At 42.9% G+C, this 16,196-nt stretch carries 20 protein-coding genes; 13 read left to right on the forward strand and 7 right to left on the reverse strand.

The genetic code is table 11. The annotated features are described in order from the left end of the window. Positions 1-145 precede the first annotated feature (145 nt). Positions 146-730 carry a TetR/AcrR family transcriptional regulator gene (locus MF542_RS14750; RefSeq protein WP_247020810.1) on the reverse strand — a complete coding sequence of 195 codons (585 nt, stop codon included), beginning with the start codon at positions 728-730 and terminating at the stop codon, positions 146-148. A gap of 92 nt (positions 731-822) precedes the next feature. Between MF542_RS14750 and MF542_RS14755 the strand changes: the two genes are divergently transcribed. From MF542_RS14755 to MF542_RS14770, 4 genes are all read left to right on the forward strand, one after another. Beyond that, a complete protein-coding gene (locus tag MF542_RS14755) occupies positions 823-2,238 on the forward strand; it encodes an NAD(P)/FAD-dependent oxidoreductase (RefSeq protein ID WP_247020812.1) in 1,416 nt (471 codons plus the stop codon). Next, positions 2,231-3,325 carry a DUF2855 family protein gene (locus MF542_RS14760; RefSeq protein WP_247020814.1) on the forward strand — a complete coding sequence of 365 codons (1,095 nt, stop codon included), beginning with the start codon at positions 2,231-2,233 and terminating at the stop codon, positions 3,323-3,325. The genes MF542_RS14755 and MF542_RS14760 overlap by 8 nt, the downstream gene beginning before the upstream one ends. A gap of 289 nt (positions 3,326-3,614) precedes the next feature. Beyond that, on the forward strand, positions 3,615-3,953 hold the full coding sequence (locus tag MF542_RS14765; protein WP_247020816.1) for a hypothetical protein: 339 nt from the start codon (positions 3,615-3,617) through the stop codon (positions 3,951-3,953). Continuing rightward, positions 3,950-5,248, forward strand: a complete 1,299-nt coding sequence (locus tag MF542_RS14770; protein WP_247020818.1) for a relaxase/mobilization nuclease domain-containing protein — start codon at positions 3,950-3,952, stop codon at positions 5,246-5,248. Before MF542_RS14765 ends, MF542_RS14770 begins: the two co-directional genes overlap by 4 nt. A gap of 87 nt (positions 5,249-5,335) precedes the next feature. On the opposite strand, the gene MF542_RS14775 is transcribed toward MF542_RS14770, so the two are convergent. The 3 genes from MF542_RS14775 to MF542_RS14785 all read right to left on the reverse strand — a co-directional run bounded on the left by MF542_RS14775 (position 5,336) and on the right by MF542_RS14785 (position 8,472). After that, complete coding sequence (locus MF542_RS14775) at positions 5,336-5,512, reverse strand: hypothetical protein (protein WP_247020820.1); 177 nt, start codon at positions 5,510-5,512, stop codon at positions 5,336-5,338. An 18-nt stretch (positions 5,513-5,530) separates the two neighbouring features. Further along, positions 5,531-7,801: an AAA family ATPase gene (locus MF542_RS14780; RefSeq protein ID WP_247020821.1), complete on the reverse strand. Its 2,271-nt coding sequence runs from the start codon at positions 7,799-7,801 to the stop codon at positions 5,531-5,533. A gap of 185 nt (positions 7,802-7,986) precedes the next feature. After that, positions 7,987-8,472: a J domain-containing protein gene (locus MF542_RS14785; RefSeq protein ID WP_247020823.1), complete on the reverse strand. Its 486-nt coding sequence runs from the start codon at positions 8,470-8,472 to the stop codon at positions 7,987-7,989. 298 nt (positions 8,473-8,770) lie between these two features. Between MF542_RS14785 and MF542_RS14790 the strand changes: the two genes are divergently transcribed. From MF542_RS14790 to MF542_RS14800, 3 genes are all read left to right on the forward strand, one after another. Then, complete coding sequence (locus MF542_RS14790) at positions 8,771-9,133, forward strand: hypothetical protein (protein ID WP_247020825.1); 363 nt, start codon at positions 8,771-8,773, stop codon at positions 9,131-9,133. A gap of 107 nt (positions 9,134-9,240) precedes the next feature. Next, positions 9,241-9,669, forward strand: coding sequence for a hypothetical protein (locus MF542_RS14795; RefSeq protein WP_247020827.1), 429 nt, complete (start codon positions 9,241-9,243; stop codon positions 9,667-9,669). A gap of 134 nt (positions 9,670-9,803) precedes the next feature. Beyond that, a complete protein-coding gene (locus tag MF542_RS14800; RefSeq protein ID WP_247020829.1) occupies positions 9,804-11,642 on the forward strand; it encodes a type IV secretory system conjugative DNA transfer family protein in 1,839 nt (612 codons plus the stop codon). A gap of 16 nt (positions 11,643-11,658) precedes the next feature. On the opposite strand, the gene MF542_RS14805 is transcribed toward MF542_RS14800, so the two are convergent. Then, complete coding sequence (locus MF542_RS14805; RefSeq protein ID WP_247020831.1) at positions 11,659-12,003, reverse strand: hypothetical protein; 345 nt, start codon at positions 12,001-12,003, stop codon at positions 11,659-11,661. A 49-nt stretch (positions 12,004-12,052) separates the two neighbouring features. Here MF542_RS14805 and MF542_RS14810 point away from each other — a divergent pair, with 49 nt between their 5' ends. Continuing rightward, positions 12,053-13,282, forward strand: coding sequence for a S8 family peptidase (locus MF542_RS14810; RefSeq protein ID WP_247020833.1), 1,230 nt, complete (start codon positions 12,053-12,055; stop codon positions 13,280-13,282). Positions 13,283-13,335: 53 nt separating this feature from the next. After that, a complete protein-coding gene (locus MF542_RS14815) occupies positions 13,336-13,572 on the forward strand; it encodes a hypothetical protein (protein WP_247020835.1) in 237 nt (78 codons plus the stop codon). Positions 13,573-13,745: 173 nt separating this feature from the next. Here the strand turns inward: MF542_RS14815 and MF542_RS14820 are convergent, their stop codons facing one another. Then, positions 13,746-14,159, reverse strand: a complete 414-nt coding sequence (locus MF542_RS14820; protein WP_247020837.1) for a MerR family transcriptional regulator — start codon at positions 14,157-14,159, stop codon at positions 13,746-13,748. A 68-nt stretch (positions 14,160-14,227) separates the two neighbouring features. Between MF542_RS14820 and MF542_RS14825 the strand changes: the two genes are divergently transcribed. From MF542_RS14825 to MF542_RS14835, 4 genes are all read left to right on the forward strand, one after another. Further along, the gene (locus MF542_RS14825) at positions 14,228-14,587 is read left to right on the forward strand and encodes a hypothetical protein (RefSeq protein ID WP_247020839.1); all 360 of its coding nucleotides are present in this window, start codon (positions 14,228-14,230) and stop codon (positions 14,585-14,587) included. Beyond that, entirely contained in the window at positions 14,587-14,793 is a 207-nt protein-coding gene (locus tag MF542_RS17705) for a GDCCVxC domain-containing (seleno)protein (protein WP_281501723.1), read from the forward strand. Before MF542_RS14825 ends, MF542_RS17705 begins: the two co-directional genes overlap by 1 nt. A 9-nt stretch (positions 14,794-14,802) precedes the next feature. Beyond that, a complete protein-coding gene (locus MF542_RS14830) occupies positions 14,803-15,345 on the forward strand; it encodes a hypothetical protein (RefSeq protein WP_247020841.1) in 543 nt (180 codons plus the stop codon). Positions 15,346-15,598: 253 nt separating this feature from the next. Next, positions 15,599-15,766: a hypothetical protein gene (locus tag MF542_RS14835; RefSeq protein WP_247020843.1), complete on the forward strand. Its 168-nt coding sequence runs from the start codon at positions 15,599-15,601 to the stop codon at positions 15,764-15,766. On the opposite strand, the gene MF542_RS14840 is transcribed toward MF542_RS14835, so the two are convergent. Continuing rightward, positions 15,747-16,196: recombinase family protein (locus MF542_RS14840; RefSeq protein ID WP_281501724.1), on the reverse strand; the 450-nt coding region annotated here is incomplete at its 5' end. The two genes, MF542_RS14835 and MF542_RS14840, sit on opposite strands and share 20 nt — an antisense overlap.

Consider the following 16,196-nt stretch of genomic DNA (forward strand, 5'->3'; position numbering starts at 1 on the left):
CTATATCGCTACAGTGTATCAACATAATTTTTTCTTATGACTGAAGAAATAATCCAAAGTTTATCAATAAGATAGAAATTCCAGCCCTATGGCATAGTTGCGCATACTAAATTGATTCCAATTCTATTGAAAAGCCTTGGTTCTTTTAGTGGGAAAACGCTTCCAATTGCGCCTGCACATAAGCGGTAAGTGATTTCAATATCATGTCTCGCCAATTCTGAGTTTCCACAAGATTTGTAACAGCGTGATCACTTAAACTTACATATCCATGTAATAGCGCCCATATGCCAACGGCGAATTCCTGCTTCTGCGCCCAACTTACTCCATCAGGCAAAGCTTTTGCTGCTTGATTAACCAGCTCTTCAAAGGCTGTACGGCCAGCACTCTTTGCTTCTTCAGAGGGTTCATAACTACTATCACCCTCACCAAACACTAATTTATAATGCGCTTTGTGATGTGCAGCCATTTGCAGGTAACGTTCCGCCGCAATAATAATCCGCTCGAGAGGACCTTCCCCCTGCTCTTCTACATTCACAGCGTTTGATACGTAACCAAACCCTTCGATGTAAAGGGCATCAAGGATACCCTGTTTGCCCTGGAAATGACTGTAAATCCCGATGGTGGACAATCCCGCTCGTTTTGAAATAGCGCGTACACTTAGGGCCGACGCTCCTCCTTCAAGGAACAATTCAGACGCTGCATTCAAAATTTTTGCTTTAGTATCAGTCACTCATCACTTCCTTACGCCGTATCGCTTGACAGCATATAACACCGTTATATATGACAGTACAGGATATAACACTGTTATAAAAGGGGAGAGATATGGGAACGACGCACGAAACGGATTATCTGATTGTAGGCACTGGTGCCGTGGGCATGGCATTCGCTGACATACTGCTTACAGAAACAGACGCAAACTTCATCCTAGTGGATGAATATGCAAAACCAGGCGGTCACTGGAATGCGGCTTACCCCTTCGTCACCCTGCACCAACCTTCCGCCTATTATGGCGTCAGCTCAAAAGAACTAAGTAAAGGCTCCAAGGATCAAGTAGGCCTCAATAAAGGTTTGAATGATCTCGCATCTGGTGCTGAGGTAAGCGCATATTTTGATGAAGTGATGCGCCAGCAATTCCTACCCTCAGGCCGCGTGCAATACTTCCCAATGTGCAGTTACATCGGCGACGGCAAATTTGTTTCCAAAGTATCTGGGGAAACACATACTGTTACCTATAAAAAACTGGTTGATGCCACGCACCTGAAAACCGAAGTACCCTCTACTCACACCCCCAATTTCACTATTGATAACAGTGTGCGCTTCATCCCACTGAATGATCTTACACGCCAAGCTGAACCGCCCGAGGGCTATACAGTGATTGGCGGCGGCAAAACGGGGATTGATGCCTGTTTGTGGCTACTGGAAAACGGTACTGACCCGGATAAAATCCGCTGGATTATGCCGCGAGACGCCTGGTTGCTGGACCGGGAAAACACCCAACCAACTCTTGAGTTCTTTAACAGCACCATGGGTGCGCAGGCGGGCCAAATGGAAGCCATCGCCAATGCTTCATCCATCACTGATATGTTCAACAGGTTAGAGGCATGCGGATATTTCCTGCGGATTGATACAAACGTTCGCCCTTCCATGTTCCACGGTGCAACAGTTAGCAAACTGGAACTCGCTGAATTGCGCCGCATTAAAAATATCATTCGCATGGGCCGGGTAACTGATATCGGCATAGATACAATCACCCTGGAAAATGGCACTATTCCAACAAGCCCAAGCGAATTGCATGTAGACTGTACAGCAAGCGCGATCACCAACGTGGAAATGAAACCTATTTTTCAGGGCAATGTGATTACGCCGCAAATGGTGCGCTCATACCAGCCTGTCTTCAGCGCGGCCTTCATCGCCCATGTGGAAGTAGCTTACGATACAGAAAAAAAGAAAAATGAGCTTTGCGGCCTGGTACCTGTGCCAAACCACGACACAGATTATCTATATTTCACCGCAGCCTTCATGCGGAACCAATTTGTATGGTCGCAGGATACTGGGTTGAAAGATTGGCTCCTCAACAATCGCCTGGACGGCTTCAGTAAGATGGTAAGCGAGGTTGATCCAAACGATACAGAGAAGATGGATATCCTGAACAGGTTCCGCGCGAATGCCATGCCAGCAATGGGAATGCTGCAAAACTTTATCGCTCAGCTTGAAAGTAAGGAGCAGGCAAATGGCTGAATTTCAAATTCGGAGAGATGATCTCACCACCACCCGCATAGTTAATACCGGCAATACTGAGCAGGACTTCACTCTGTCTGAAGGTGAAATCCTTGTAAAAATTGAACATTTTGCCTTTACTGCCAATAACATCACATACGGTGCCGTGGGCGACCAAATCGGTTATTGGAAATTTTTCCCACCTGCGGATGATAACGAGGAAACTTGGGGTATTCTGCCTGTATGGGGTTTTGCCGATGTTGTATCATCAAACTCAGAAGAAATACCTGTTGGCGAACGGCTTTACGGTTATTTTCCCACCGCGCATTACTTGAAACTGAAACCCGCAATGGTGAAGAGGGAAACCTTCTTTGACGCCTCTGAGCACCGTTCTACTCTCCCGCCCGGCTACAATATGTACCGCAGAGTCCGAGCTGAAAAAACCTATGATCCATCTATGGAACATGAACGCTCTCTCCTGTTTCCTCTGCATCTTACATCCTTCTGTATCTGGGATGCCTTGCAGGACGCAAACTGGCACGGTGCTGAGCAAATACTTATTCTGAGTGCTTCGAGCAAAACCAGCATTGGTCTGGCTTATGCACTCGCTGAAGATGATAATGCCCCTTCAATTATCGGCGTTACCTCCAGCCGTAACTGCGAGTATGTGAAAAACCTCAAGCTTTATAACAGCACTGTTTCATATGATGATCTCTCATCTATCGAGGATATCCCTACAGTGATTGTAGATATGTCAGGCAACAAACAATTGCTGGCGTCGCTTCACCAACAGCTTGGCGACAATATGAAACACACGATCAATATTGGGATGACCCACTGGGAAGAATTCCAGAATGATGCGGAAGGCATTATAGCAAGCCGTTCCGAGTTTTTCTTTGCCCCCGGGCATATCCAAAAACGGATAGCTGATTGGGGCCCCGCTGAGTTTAACAAGCGTTCTGGCACTTTTATGTATAAAACAGCGCTTAAGAGTAAAGACTGGCTTAGCTGTACAGTAGCAGATGACCTTGCAGGCCTTCAGGAGCGCTTCACGGACATTTCCAAAGGCAACTTCGCCCCAGATCGGGGTTTGATTATCAAACTATAAACAAAAAGCCTCCGATTTCGGGGGCTTTTATACATACACAAACAGCGTATTACCTTTTCATTTCAAGAGATAATGTGGTGGAGCCCGAAAGGACTTCATCGAACCTATATACACCCGAAGAGCTGGATGAATTGTTCAACATGTTGGCTGATTGGGAAATCCGATTAAGCCATCTTGAGGAAGATACGGATATAGCGCGAGTTGTTCCAAAACGCTCTCCAAAAACTAACAAACTAAAAAAACCTAGACATCGCTCTACAAAACCTGACTTGAACAGGAGGCCGAAGCCATGAGCAAAGCCTCCACCCTTTTATCTGTTCGCTTAAACAACGACGAACGTGCAGAACTGCAAAAGCGGGCTAGTGGTGAGAAACTATCTAGCTATGTGAAACGCTGCGTATTCGGTAAGCGGAAAGCCTCTGGCGGCATGTCACAGGAACAAGTTGCTTTCATACTAGCAAAGCTAGCGTCCTGTGATCTAGCAGGTTCTATGCAAGACATGGCAGAAAGCTCTCGCCTTGGCGTGCTTGTTGTATCGTCTGATACTGAACAGGCTTTAATGCAAGCCTGTACTGATATTGCTCATATGCGACTTATGCTTATGCAGGGATTGGGTAAACGCTCATGATCTTGAAAGCCAGCCAGAGAGGTGGTGGGCATGAACTGGCAACCCACCTCATGAAAGAAGAAAACGAACATGTCGAAATACATGAAATGCGCGGCTTCATTGCCAATGACCTTAAAGGGGCATTTGATGAAGCATATGCTATATCTAAAGCAACTAGGTGTAAGCAGTATTTGTTTTCTCTGTCCCTTAATCCACCTGCACATGAACAGGTGGCAACACCCGCCTTTATTCGTGCTGCTGATGAAGTAGAAAAACGTCTTGGTTTGGAAGGTCAACCAAGGGCTATTGTCTTCCATGAAAAAGAAGGTAGGCGTCATGCCCATGTGGTGTGGTCAAGGATTGGTATCGAAGGTAATAAGCTCAAAGCTGTTAACTTGCCTTTCTTCAAACGCCGCCTGACTGAACTTTCAAAAGAACTCTATCTTGAGCATGGTTGGAAACTACCTGACGGCTTAAAAGACCCTACCTTGCGTGACCCGACAAACTTTGATCTGGCTGAATGGCAACAGGCATTTAGGGCTGGACGCGACCCCAGAGAGATAAAACAGATATTCCAAGAAGCTTGGCAATATTCAGATAGTACAAAAGCTCTTAATGCAGCCCTTTCAGAAAGTGGCTTTATGTTAGCGAAAGGTGACAGGCGAGGTTTTGTGGCTGTTGATTATCAGGGTGAGGTTTACTCACTTGCTAGATATGCAGGTGTGAAAACCAAGGAAGTCAGAGAGCGACTAGGTGAACCTGACAAGCTTCCGTCTGTTGATGAAGTAAAAGCCAAGTTCAGGGAAAACATAACACCGAACCTGAAAAACCTGATCAATCAGCAAAAACAGAACCATCACATTGAAAAGAGCATATTGCAGGAGAAAGTATTCACTCTTGCCAAGCAACAGAATCTCACACGCCAAAGTCTAACTAAGCGTCAAAGACTGGAAAGGCAAAACCTGCAACAACGTAACGCTATAAAAACCAAAAAAGGCTTATTGGGTGTTTGGGAATTCCTATCTGGCAAAACTGCTCAACGGAAGAAAGAAGCTCAGCTCAAGGCATGGGAACAGGCAAAAGAACACCAGCAACAGAAAGATATTATCATTCTAAAACAGCTTGCAGAAAGACAGATACTACAGAGAGAAAAGAAGCGTCTGAAATACACCCAAAAAGAAGAACGAAAGTTCCTACATAGTATTACAGGAAAAGCGCTTGGACATCCTGTTCCATTTGCTCATTCTGAATTAACAGATAGAGACCTAAGTCCTTGCTTATATAGAAAACGTGAACGTGATTTACAATTAGGATAATTACATGGTTTCAATAAATTAATTTGAATTACTTTCGCTTAAAAGCGGATATTAGATTAAATTCGATGACGCGCGAGAGGTATAAAGTCATAGGCGTTTGACTTCCCTAATGGCTCTATTGATATCGCTTTCGGCGTCTTCAAGATACCTAATAGCTCTTCTAGCATCATGATAAGCTTCATCGATGCCTTGCACACGCTTCAAAGCTCGCTTTGCATCGTCAATTGCACTCATTGCATTACGGAGTTTAGTTTTTGCCGACATTGTTATCCCCTTTTATTGCTACGCAACTTTGATATTTTCATCATTGTTGTCTTGTGAATTCTCCTTGTTTTCCTCACCAGAGCGAGGAAGTTCACACTCTCCCATCATCATATCGAAATGCCCCATGTGACCAGATTTTTGGAAGATATTTTTGAATACACAGAGGTACTGTTGCACAGTTGCATTGTCAGTGCTTATATAAAGATCATCATTGGCGTAGTGGGACCCATCGTTTACCCATGAAAATAACGACGAACATATAAGCTTCTCCTTACCTTCAAACATGTTAATGATGTCGTCTTTGTCGATGTTTCCCAAAATTTTGAAGTAATTCTCTAGAATTCGACGAAGAGTATTCTGGATTGTTAAATTTGAGATTTTATCTGACTTCAATTCCTTCCACAGGAGTTCGTAGGAAGTCATTATTGGGTTGTCAGTTTGTTTCTCTACAAATGTTTCTTCATTATTCTTCCTCACCAACCAGAATGTCTCTTCATTCATGACGCCGTTAGTTCTTTTTGGATTAAATGAAACTTCTTTATGGAAAAATACATTGTGAGTGAGGACAAAGACTTGCTTTATATTACCCCGCTGCTCCCTGATGTCGTCGAACAGCCCTTTCACCAGATTGCTCACAATGAAGAGGATATCACTGTCCAAGCTTGAAACAGGGTCATCGAACACAACAACTCTTGGTTTTGTAATAGTGCCTTGATCATTGCTGCCTCTCAAGAGGTGATAAAAATAGAGAAAAGTGACAAAAGTTTTTTCACCTTCACTAAGAGTATCTTCTACCTCTATACCATCTGCTCTAACAACCTTGTAGAATCCTGACTTGTCAGATTCAGCAAGCTTGAAACCATTAAATCCAAATGATTTGAGTAGGTTGTTTATGCCATTAATTGTTGGCTGTATGCTTGTTATGCCCTTCTCAAGCTCTTGCCGTTCGCGATCTTTAATTGCTACTTCAGCTTCTTTGCTGGCCAACCTAGTTTCTAGTCCAATTACAGCTTTTTGAATGGCATCATTCTGGGATTTATATTCCTCATAATCAGTTTTAGCTTCAGTACATATGAATTTCCAGATCTGTGCAGTTAAAGCCTTTTGTTCTTTACCAATGTTATCTACTAAAAGGTTGTGTTCTTTGATCGCTTTGTTTGCCGTTTCAATAATATCATCTATTTCGCTCAATATATCGTCAAGTGGCTCCAAAGAGACGACAGCGCTAGCCTCGTTGGATTTCCGTTCAATATGTTCGAGGTTTGCTGAAATTTTAGCCCTTAATAGATCGGACAGTGTTTGAAGCTTTTCAGAAGCTAGTTGTGTTGGTGGATTTCCTAGAACACCACTAAGTACATCTAACACTCCCGAAGAATAAGCTCTGTAATTCACTTGAAGTGAATTAATAACTTCTATGTCTCTCAGATAAGTTTCGTCAAAGTACTCTTCGAGATCGAGTTTTAGATCAGGTACAATTGATTGCTGGCAGAAGGGGCATTCATCATCAGAGTGATCTAGATATTTCATTCCTGCTCTTACCCAGTCGCTATTGTTGAGTTTTTTGATAAGAGCAGCTAAATCAATATCATCCTTACCGACTATTTTTTTGGATAAGATTGGGGCTTTTTCTAGAGCTAACAAGTCTGCGACATTCAAGGCAGGTAATACACTCACAGATTCCAAATCGTCCGAGAACAGGCTCTTTGCTTTTGTTTCTAATTCATTCAACTCAAATAGCTCTGATGAATTATTTTCAGATTCGTTGATGAGCCGTTCCTTAAACTTGGCTTTCTTGCCCCTGACACCAGTAAAGGCATTTCCGAATCCTGCATCGTACTTTTTCTTATAATTCCAGCACTTTGCTTCATAGCCAGCTTCTAAATCCGATTTCTCCTTTAATTTTCCACTTTCACCATCATCACCCCCAAGTGTTCTTCGTAAGCGGATAATCTCTTCATTTAAAGCTTCAATTTCAGAGTTTTTCTTATTAATTTTTCTTATAATTTCAGGATTTTCTTCACCTAACGTGAATATCCCCTTGAGGTCTGAGGAAGGATTGAAGTTCTTCGCTACAAAGTCCTTATTGTATACGAATGCATCAAGCTTGTTCCCTCCTCGCCACTTGATACTACAATCAGGGTGGTTCCCCTCATCTGCAATTATTCGCGAAATACTAGTCTTGCCTGCCCCATTGCTGCCATAAAAGAAGTTGTGGCACGAAAGCCCGCCTAGAACTTGACCTGAATCGGAATAGCTAGCTATTTTTCGAATGTTAATTTCCTCAATCATGGAAACCCTATCAACTTAATCTCGTAGAGAAAAAATGTCTGCCTTGGATCGAAAGCAGACTCAAACCCTTTTGAACACAATCTATTGTATAAAATACAAGAAAACAAAACATTTATAATTGTACTAACATGTAAATTATTGCTCATTACATGCGCATAAGTAGAAAAAGGGCGGGAAATTCCCTCTCAAGATGCCTGTAGCCTGTCATGGCCTGTGCCTTGCGGTTTGCTTGAGCCGTATTTGGCTCTGATCTCTTCTAGCGATGACTGACCACGCCCACGGCTACGATATTCCTCAGGTCTGAAATACCACGCCTTTTTCTTATTTGCCCACTTATAGCCTGCGGCCTTTAAGGTTGCTTTGTGCTGGATGGTGTTACCTGTCACCCATACCCAAGCCCCGCACACTTCGACAAACAAACCTGATAAATTCAGAATAGCGTTTAAGGCCGCGTTCAATTGCTCGCCATATTCGGTTTGTTGCTCCTTCACGTCCCCAGTGAAGTCTTGCAGGACGCTATAAGCTTCATTCACCAGTTTCATCATTTTTTCCCCTGCGGGGTTGATGTCTGGATGATATTTCTTACAAGCTTCTCTATGAGCTTTCTTTGCCTGCTCTGGTGAGATGTTACCGCTTAGACCAAGGATTTTTGCTGCGTCATAAGGTGTCATTCTCTTTTCCTTCCTTAAATTGAAAATTGGGTTCACATGAACCCTTGGCCTTCGCCGAGAATGGGGGTGCAAGTGGCAAGAAAAAGCTGCGCAAGATCATTTTCGTGATGGGAGGGAACCTTTAGGAGGAACCAATTACGAAATGATCTGTGATGCATGGTTTTGCTTGTTGCGCGCTCGGGGCAAAGCCCCAAGTAGTCATAGATAAATGACCATCCAACGCAGTTGTGATTAGTCTTATATAGATTGATTGGCTTAGCCTGTTCTTCATCAACAAAGTTGATAAGGGAGAGGTTTGTTGTCTGGTTATGATGAGTGGCACGGCAAGAACAAAGGCGCTGCCAAGGATGAATTTAACCTTCAATCTGAACGGTCACAGGATAAGCTTTTAAAGCGCATGAGACAGCGTGCTAAAGAAGCAGAACAAAAGATAGCTTCTAAACAAAAACCATCAACACCGCCCCAGCCAACATACACCCCTAAAAATGCAGAGCTAAAACGGGGCGCAGAAGCACAAGCAAAGGCGGATATTAAAGCCGCTAAAGCCCGCAATAAAAACGTATCTAAATCAAGCGCGAACAAGCCACCCACCAAAGATCAGCAGCGCATGAAAAAACTGCTCTCCAAATCGAATGATAAATCTCCAGATCGGGAACGATAACAGAGTATAGATCGGGCATTTTATACGCAGAATTTTAAGCTGCTTAATATGGGATTTGTTCCTGTTTATTATCTGCATCTGATATACTTATCGGGATGAATAATCCCATGAATGTCTTTGCGCTGCGCCACTGTTACCTTCTGACACAAGATTTAGAAGGGGAATATATCCGTAAAGTACGTCTGTATAGGGATTACTATGAAGCTCTAGGCCGTTTCATTATCCTCAATGATGCAGAATTTGAAATCCAACTCTACCTACATGCCTTTTATGATCATCTGCGCGAAGATGGTAGAAAGGTTGACTGGATGATGCATGATCTGATTGTTGATCTTATCTATGATACAGATGGTGATGTGCTGTGGGATACACCGTATAATAAACCTGCTAATCTGATGACGACAGAAAAGCGCCAGAATATTCATCAGCTTTTTGAGAAGCACCAAGTCATGCGTAAAGAGCAATATGAAAGACAAATGGCAGGGATTTCTCAAGAACGTCCCTATGTGCATATCAATTCATCTGCTGCGGAATAATCAGCCAAGCTTTACCCATATCCAAAGTTACGAATAACAATCATGTGATGCGTTTTGCAATCAATTGACTCCCTCTATAAGGGCAATACTCTCAGTCTCCAGTTGTTCAATGTGTTGATGGGGAGCAATCGCATATGTCAGATTCTGGCTCGCGTAAAATCAGTGGTGGTGCTGGTTTCGTTATTATTCTTTTACTCGCTATTACTTTGATCGGGTTATGGTCACATAAAGATGACTGGGGAAGGCCTTCATTAGTATTTGAGTTTCCTACCGTTATGGGCTTTCTGAGCGGTATGGCCGTTGGTGTGATTGCTGGGCTTATTATCATCACACTGCGATACTTGTTTAGCCGTCATGCCTTATGGACATTATTCGGGCTTGGAGTGCTGCTTGTCTTTATTGGTGACATTATCCCTGTAACACGCGCCTATCAGGGATTAACAATTCCTGGGGGCTGGATTGTCGGTGGCTTAACAGGGTTAAGCTTAATTGCGCTGATGATGATCTATATAGAACCGGCAACAAAGCTACCTAATGTGTTTGGGTCATCACGTTGGGCGAACCTTGTAGATTTGAGGGAGTGGAAGCTTCTTGGCAAACAAGAAGAAGCAAATGGCTTATTCTTAGGACATACCATCAGTAACCGAGGAGCGAGAGAAGAAGCGATTATCTATGAAGGAGATATGCACGCTCTCACTATTGCCCCAACCAGAACAGGGAAAGGTGCAACGGCAATTATCCCAAACCTCCTGCGCTCCAACTCTTCCATCCTGATTATTGATCCCAAGGGAGAAAATGCTCGGCGCAGTGCCGCCAAGCGTAAAGAGATGGGGCAAAAGGTTTATGTTGTAGACCCTTGGGCGATTTCATTGGAAGAAGATACATACGGCGAAGGCATAGACCCTGATTACATCGCTCATTTTAATCCATTAGATATGCTTGACCCACTTGATCCTGATTTATCCAGTGATGCGATGTTACTTGCGGATGCGCTTATCATCTCAAGTGATAAAGACCCGTTTTGGTCTGAGGAAGCAAAAGCATTGATACAAGGCTTTATCCTCTATGTGGTAACAGAAGAACAAGAAGCACATAACAAGCATTTAGGACGTGTACGGGATATTCTTTCACTCCCTGCGGCAGAACCAGATGATGACGATCTGAGCAACACCTTGGATGAAATCCTGATGAATATGGCAGGAAGTATTTATCCTATCGTGAGACAAGCGGCATTCAGGTTTAGGCAAAAGGCCGAAAAAGAACGCTCTGGTGTTCTTTCAACAGCACAATCAAACACACATTTTCTGGATAGTCCAAAGGTCAAGGAAAGCTTGAGCAAGTCTGATTTCAGGTTTAAGGATTTAAAAACGGATGAGCAGGGGATAAGCGTATATCTCACACTACCTCTTGATCGTTTGCCAACATTTAATCGCTGGCTGCGCTTGTTAATATCTTCTGCAATGATTGATCTTACCAGAGAAAAGGCAGCCCCAAATAAACAGCCTGTGCGCGTGATCTTGGATGAATTTCCAGCACTGCAAAAGCTCAATATCATTGAAACAGCTTATGGCACGATGGCAGGGCTTGGTGTGCAATTATGGGTGTTCACCCAAGACTTGGGGCAATTGAAGAAACTATATGGCAGAGATTCATGGAGTACGTTTGCGGCGAATTCAGGGGTTATTCAGTATTTTGGCTCAAGGGATTATGAAACTGCTAAATATGCTGAACATCTATGTGGCATGACCACTATGAAAAAGCGTTCTTTTAGCTTTGGCAGTAGCTCATCCAGTACATCAGGGCCGCAAGGTGGTTCTTCCACTTCTGGCACATCTGAAACCACGAGCTATGACGATATATCTCGCCCACTTGCATACGCAGATGAAATGATGACTTTACACAGAGACAAGCAGGTATTGTTCATTGAAAACAAGTACCCAATTATCGCTAAAAAGTGGTGGTGGTTTTTGTAATTCAAGTTATAGCCTTTTAGGAAGAAAGATTTGAACACTCTATGCAAAATTTGGTTAAATCCGTTTGAATTAATACATTTGCTAAGTAAGTGGCAGGAATACCTCCTAAGAAAACCGCATCAGTAAAAGCAGCAGTAATATCTGAAGCTTGTTTTATCTTTTTTTTAACCTCTTCACCAGCACAGAGTCTCTCGGCAATCATAGTCTTATTTTTTGTTATAAAGTATCTTCCAATAAATGATTTCCTACCTTCAGCATCTTTTGCGTCAAAAGTGTCTGGAATTTCTTGAATCCCATACCAATCTATTTTTTCCAACTCGGAACCAAGTTCAATTAATGAAGCGTCCAAGGATATTGACATATTATTTCTCCCAAATTATTTTTCGAGTATTTCAATTATTGAGACTAAAATGCAACAAGATTTTCTGACGTTAGTTGTAGTGGGTGATAATAGCGAACGTATAAGATTTCACCTTGAAGTCACCATTGTTGACAATGGGCAGCTAACCACATTCTATACTTGTATTAGTGAAGACGGACAGGTCGAAATACCCATAACCTGTACCGCTACAGTGGGTCTGAAAATTGTACCACTTGAAGGTTATTGGAGCACATATTTCGTATCTCAGCCCAAAGCAGGTAGTTACCAAATACAGTATCAAGCCCAAAGAATACAAAGTAAAGATGCCATCTGGTGGCATACCCTCGTCAAAGGAAGAAACACCCACCTTCGAGGTAAAGGAATAAAAATCGGAATTATTGATATTGGCTTTACTCAGTTTCAAAATATAACAGAATTTGAACTCATTAAATCAACTGATGCATCCACTTTTCTTCAACCAGCAAGCCATGGACAGCGCGTGGCAAAGATACTGCGTGGAAACTATCGAGGTGAAACGATAGGCCTTGCACCAGAGACCGAAGTTATTTTTTTTGATGCTTCATATGATGACGATATACTGTCAAAAATAGCTAAAGAAACCATGCCTAATTATCTTTCATTAACGGAAATAGCAAAAGGCATAGAATACCTGTCAAAAAACAGGAAAGTTGACATAATTAATATCTCTTCGGGAATATACGAAAGCTTCAAAGAGTATCATGATACACGTGTAATGCTTGAAGAAGTTATAGAAGAAGCCTTGGATAATGGTACAGTATGTATTTGTGCTTCGGGAAATGATGCCCAAGCTGGCATGGCTTACCCAGCTTCATCTGAACATAGTATAGGTGTTGCATCAGTTGGATTTTCAGCAGTGTGTCCAGAAGGAACTCTTGCGCAACAAGAATTCCTTATGTCAGAACAAAAATGCTGGATAAACATTCCGAATAGCCAGAACGAAATTGAGATATTTCAACCCAGAGGCACGTCTTTTGGCTTAGGGGTTAATATTTGTGCTCCAGGAATTGGAATTGCTCTTCCAATAGACGATGATATTTTTGTTGACTACGAAGGCTCTTCATATGCCACACCGATTGCAACTGGCGTGTTGGCATGTGAACTAGGGCGCTCAGAAAATATCAGGAAATTCAACGGAAGGGAAAAATCGGAATATATATTGCAAATATTGAAAAACACTAGTATTAATATAGAATTACCAAGTGAAAGAGTTGGGATTGGCCTTCCTGTTCTTATATAGGTAATACTGTTAACGTTAACTATTTGATAGGGCCTAGAAAGTACAATTTCTTGATGTCTAAAGCCATTGTGAAGTTGAAATACTCTTTGCAGAAAGCAGGAAATTGCAAACACGCTGGTCGTGTAGATCAGTTGGTGAATGCCTTTTCTCGCTCCGCCGTCATATCCTATGTTTCTGATGATAGGAACTTAGTTGAAGTAAGTGATACAGCGGAAAATATTCAAAAACTAAAAAAAGATTTAGATGGAACATGTAGGGTGATGCTAAACGGAAAAGCAATCGCTTTATAGGTTAGTACTGCTCGGGGGATGCAACGGGGGTGCGCAGCGATCCCCTTGCCAAGATGGTAAATGTCATACATTTACACATCTTGCGTTTCATTTAAACGGTATGAATTGTAAGATATATTCAGAAAGTGCGGCAGTCATTTGCAGGTCAAATGATCCGGTCACAGTAGATCTTTCTAAACTACTGGTGTTAGCAATCGCTCAATCAAGGCACATTCAGGCGTATGTTCGCCCGTACACTTACTTGCTGTCTCTTTCAAACTGTCGCGTATTTGTGTGAGATCAGCAATCTTGGCATTAATAAGCTCTATATTGGCAAGGGCAATATCTTGCACTGTGCTACAATCAATCTCCCCATCAATCATAGATAAAAGCTTTCCAGTTTCTTCAAGTTGAAAGCCCAATTCCTTAGCTCGTTTAATGAATATGAGTCGCTCAAGATGCGCCTGAGAATAGCGTCGATACCCAGCCGTTGTACGGGGCGGGTTAGGCATCAAACCCTTTTGTTCATAAAAACGCACAGTTTCAATATTGACTGACGCAGCTTTTGCGAGTGCCCCCCGGCTGTATTCTCTCTTTTTTGTGTTCATTTTTATTCTTGACCCTGTAGTTACTACAGGGATTACTCTATAGTAAGAAAGTAAGTTTTGGAATTTAAATGCATAAGATACTTAAAAAGAAAAAAAATGGCCTGTTCGCAGGCGGAGGTATCCTTGGAGCAATAAGTGCTTTTATTGGAGCTTCTTGCTGTGTTTTGCCACTTTTGTTGTTTCAAGCAGGCGTAAGCAGCGCCGCTATTGCACAGCTTGGTTTCTTCGCGCGGTATCGTGAAGAATTTCTGTTTGGATCACTTGCATTAGTCATTGCAGGGATAGTTGCATCCTTCTGGGGTGGCAGACGCCCAAGCGTACGTACACTGGTCATCTTCGCCATTGCTCTTATCTTCATCGGTCTCGCATACATTATTCCCTATCATGAACGTGAACTATTGATCTTTTTTGGGTTCAGGCAAGGCTGATGGTTAAACTTGTCTCAAAAATTACCTGCCCTGAATGTGGGCATATGGAAACCGAAACCATGCCCACAGACGCTTGCCAATATTTTTATGATTGTAAGGGGTGCAACGTACTGATGAAGCCGAAGTACGGTGATTGCTGTGTTTATTGCTCATACGGAACTGTTCCATGCCCACCGATACAAGAAGGTGAGGCTTGCTGCATATAAAGGACTATAATGACCTCAACCGATTTAAAGCTTGAAGATGTTGGTACTCTTCCTCCCCCAGGACCTGTTGGTCGATTATTTCGTCTAATCTTCGGTGGATTAAGTCTTTATTATGTTTATGGGCTTTGGTCGGTGTGGAATTATATGATGACAGAGGATGGACATATCGAGCCGCTTATTTGGAATGGTGTTTTTGCAAGCCTGCTACTTGTAAGTTATGTGATCAACATTGGTTATTCTCGTGATTGGAAAAAGAGACCTGCTCTGTTCAGCCTGATTTACCTTCTGGTAATCGGGTTCATTGGATTACAGAGTTCTGGTGATTGGGAGAATACTGTTCTCGCAACAGGTATCGTTCTATGGGAGCTCTATATATTCTTACATCTTGGTCTATGTTTTATACTCGCTGCAATTATTGGCACCCCAGGCTGCGAAATGCGCGCTTTCCATCACCTTTATGGAATAGCTACCGGAACAGATACAAAAGAACATCATTGTCCTATTGGGCCTTTAAGTGCGATTGATCGCTGGGAACGAAAGATCGTGAGGTAAATCTTTTGCAATTACACTTTCCTCCACGCGTTTTGAAAGCTGTGCATATCCATGTGGTGGATATGGCATGTGTAAATCCTATCTGATTTACTGAAAACATATATGGGCGTGATGGCCCAGTGCATGATTACGGCCTTTCTTAAGGGTCGGATGACGATGAAATAGGACTTGGGCAATCAGGTCTAATACATCGTGCTGCTTCATGTACGCAGCCATCAACGTCCGGCCTACCAGAAAATGAAAGGACAGCGACATGGCAACTGACAATCTCAATGAATTACTAAAACAGATCGGCAAGATGGAGGCAGATGACTGCGGACGTTTATTATCTGCATATTTAAACCTACCTTCATCAGCAGATAGAAAGCTGGTCATTCGGTTTGCGGAAACCTTAGTTAAACCTAGTGACAAATTTCACTAACTGCGGCAATGGCGCGAGAGAGTGTGGACCTGTCTACACCGTAGCGAGGTGCAAGATCGGTTAGTGTTACACCGCTTTTGTGAAGCCTATAGGCTTGGATAATCTGGTACTTGGTCAACTTCCTTGGCCTGCCCAACACTGCACCACGCTCTTTTGCAGCTAGCATACCTGCTTTAGTGCGTTCACGGATTAACTCACGCTCGAACTCAGCGAGTGCCCCCATAATGTGGAACACAAGTTTCCCTGATGGTGTTGTAGTATCAATCCCATCCGTTAGAGAACAAAATCCAGCGCCTCGTTCGCGCAAGGTGTCTACCAGTTGAATAAGGAAGCCCAATGAGCGGCCTAGCCTGTCGAGTTTCCAGACCATAAACACGTCATTTTTCCCTGTTGCTTTGATCGCAGCATCAAGGCCGTGGCGATTAGATTT

Origin of the sequence: Kordiimonas laminariae (assembly GCF_023008165.1) — a bacterium.
GTDB classification, from domain to species: Bacteria; Pseudomonadota; Alphaproteobacteria; order Sphingomonadales; family Kordiimonadaceae; genus Kordiimonas; species Kordiimonas laminariae.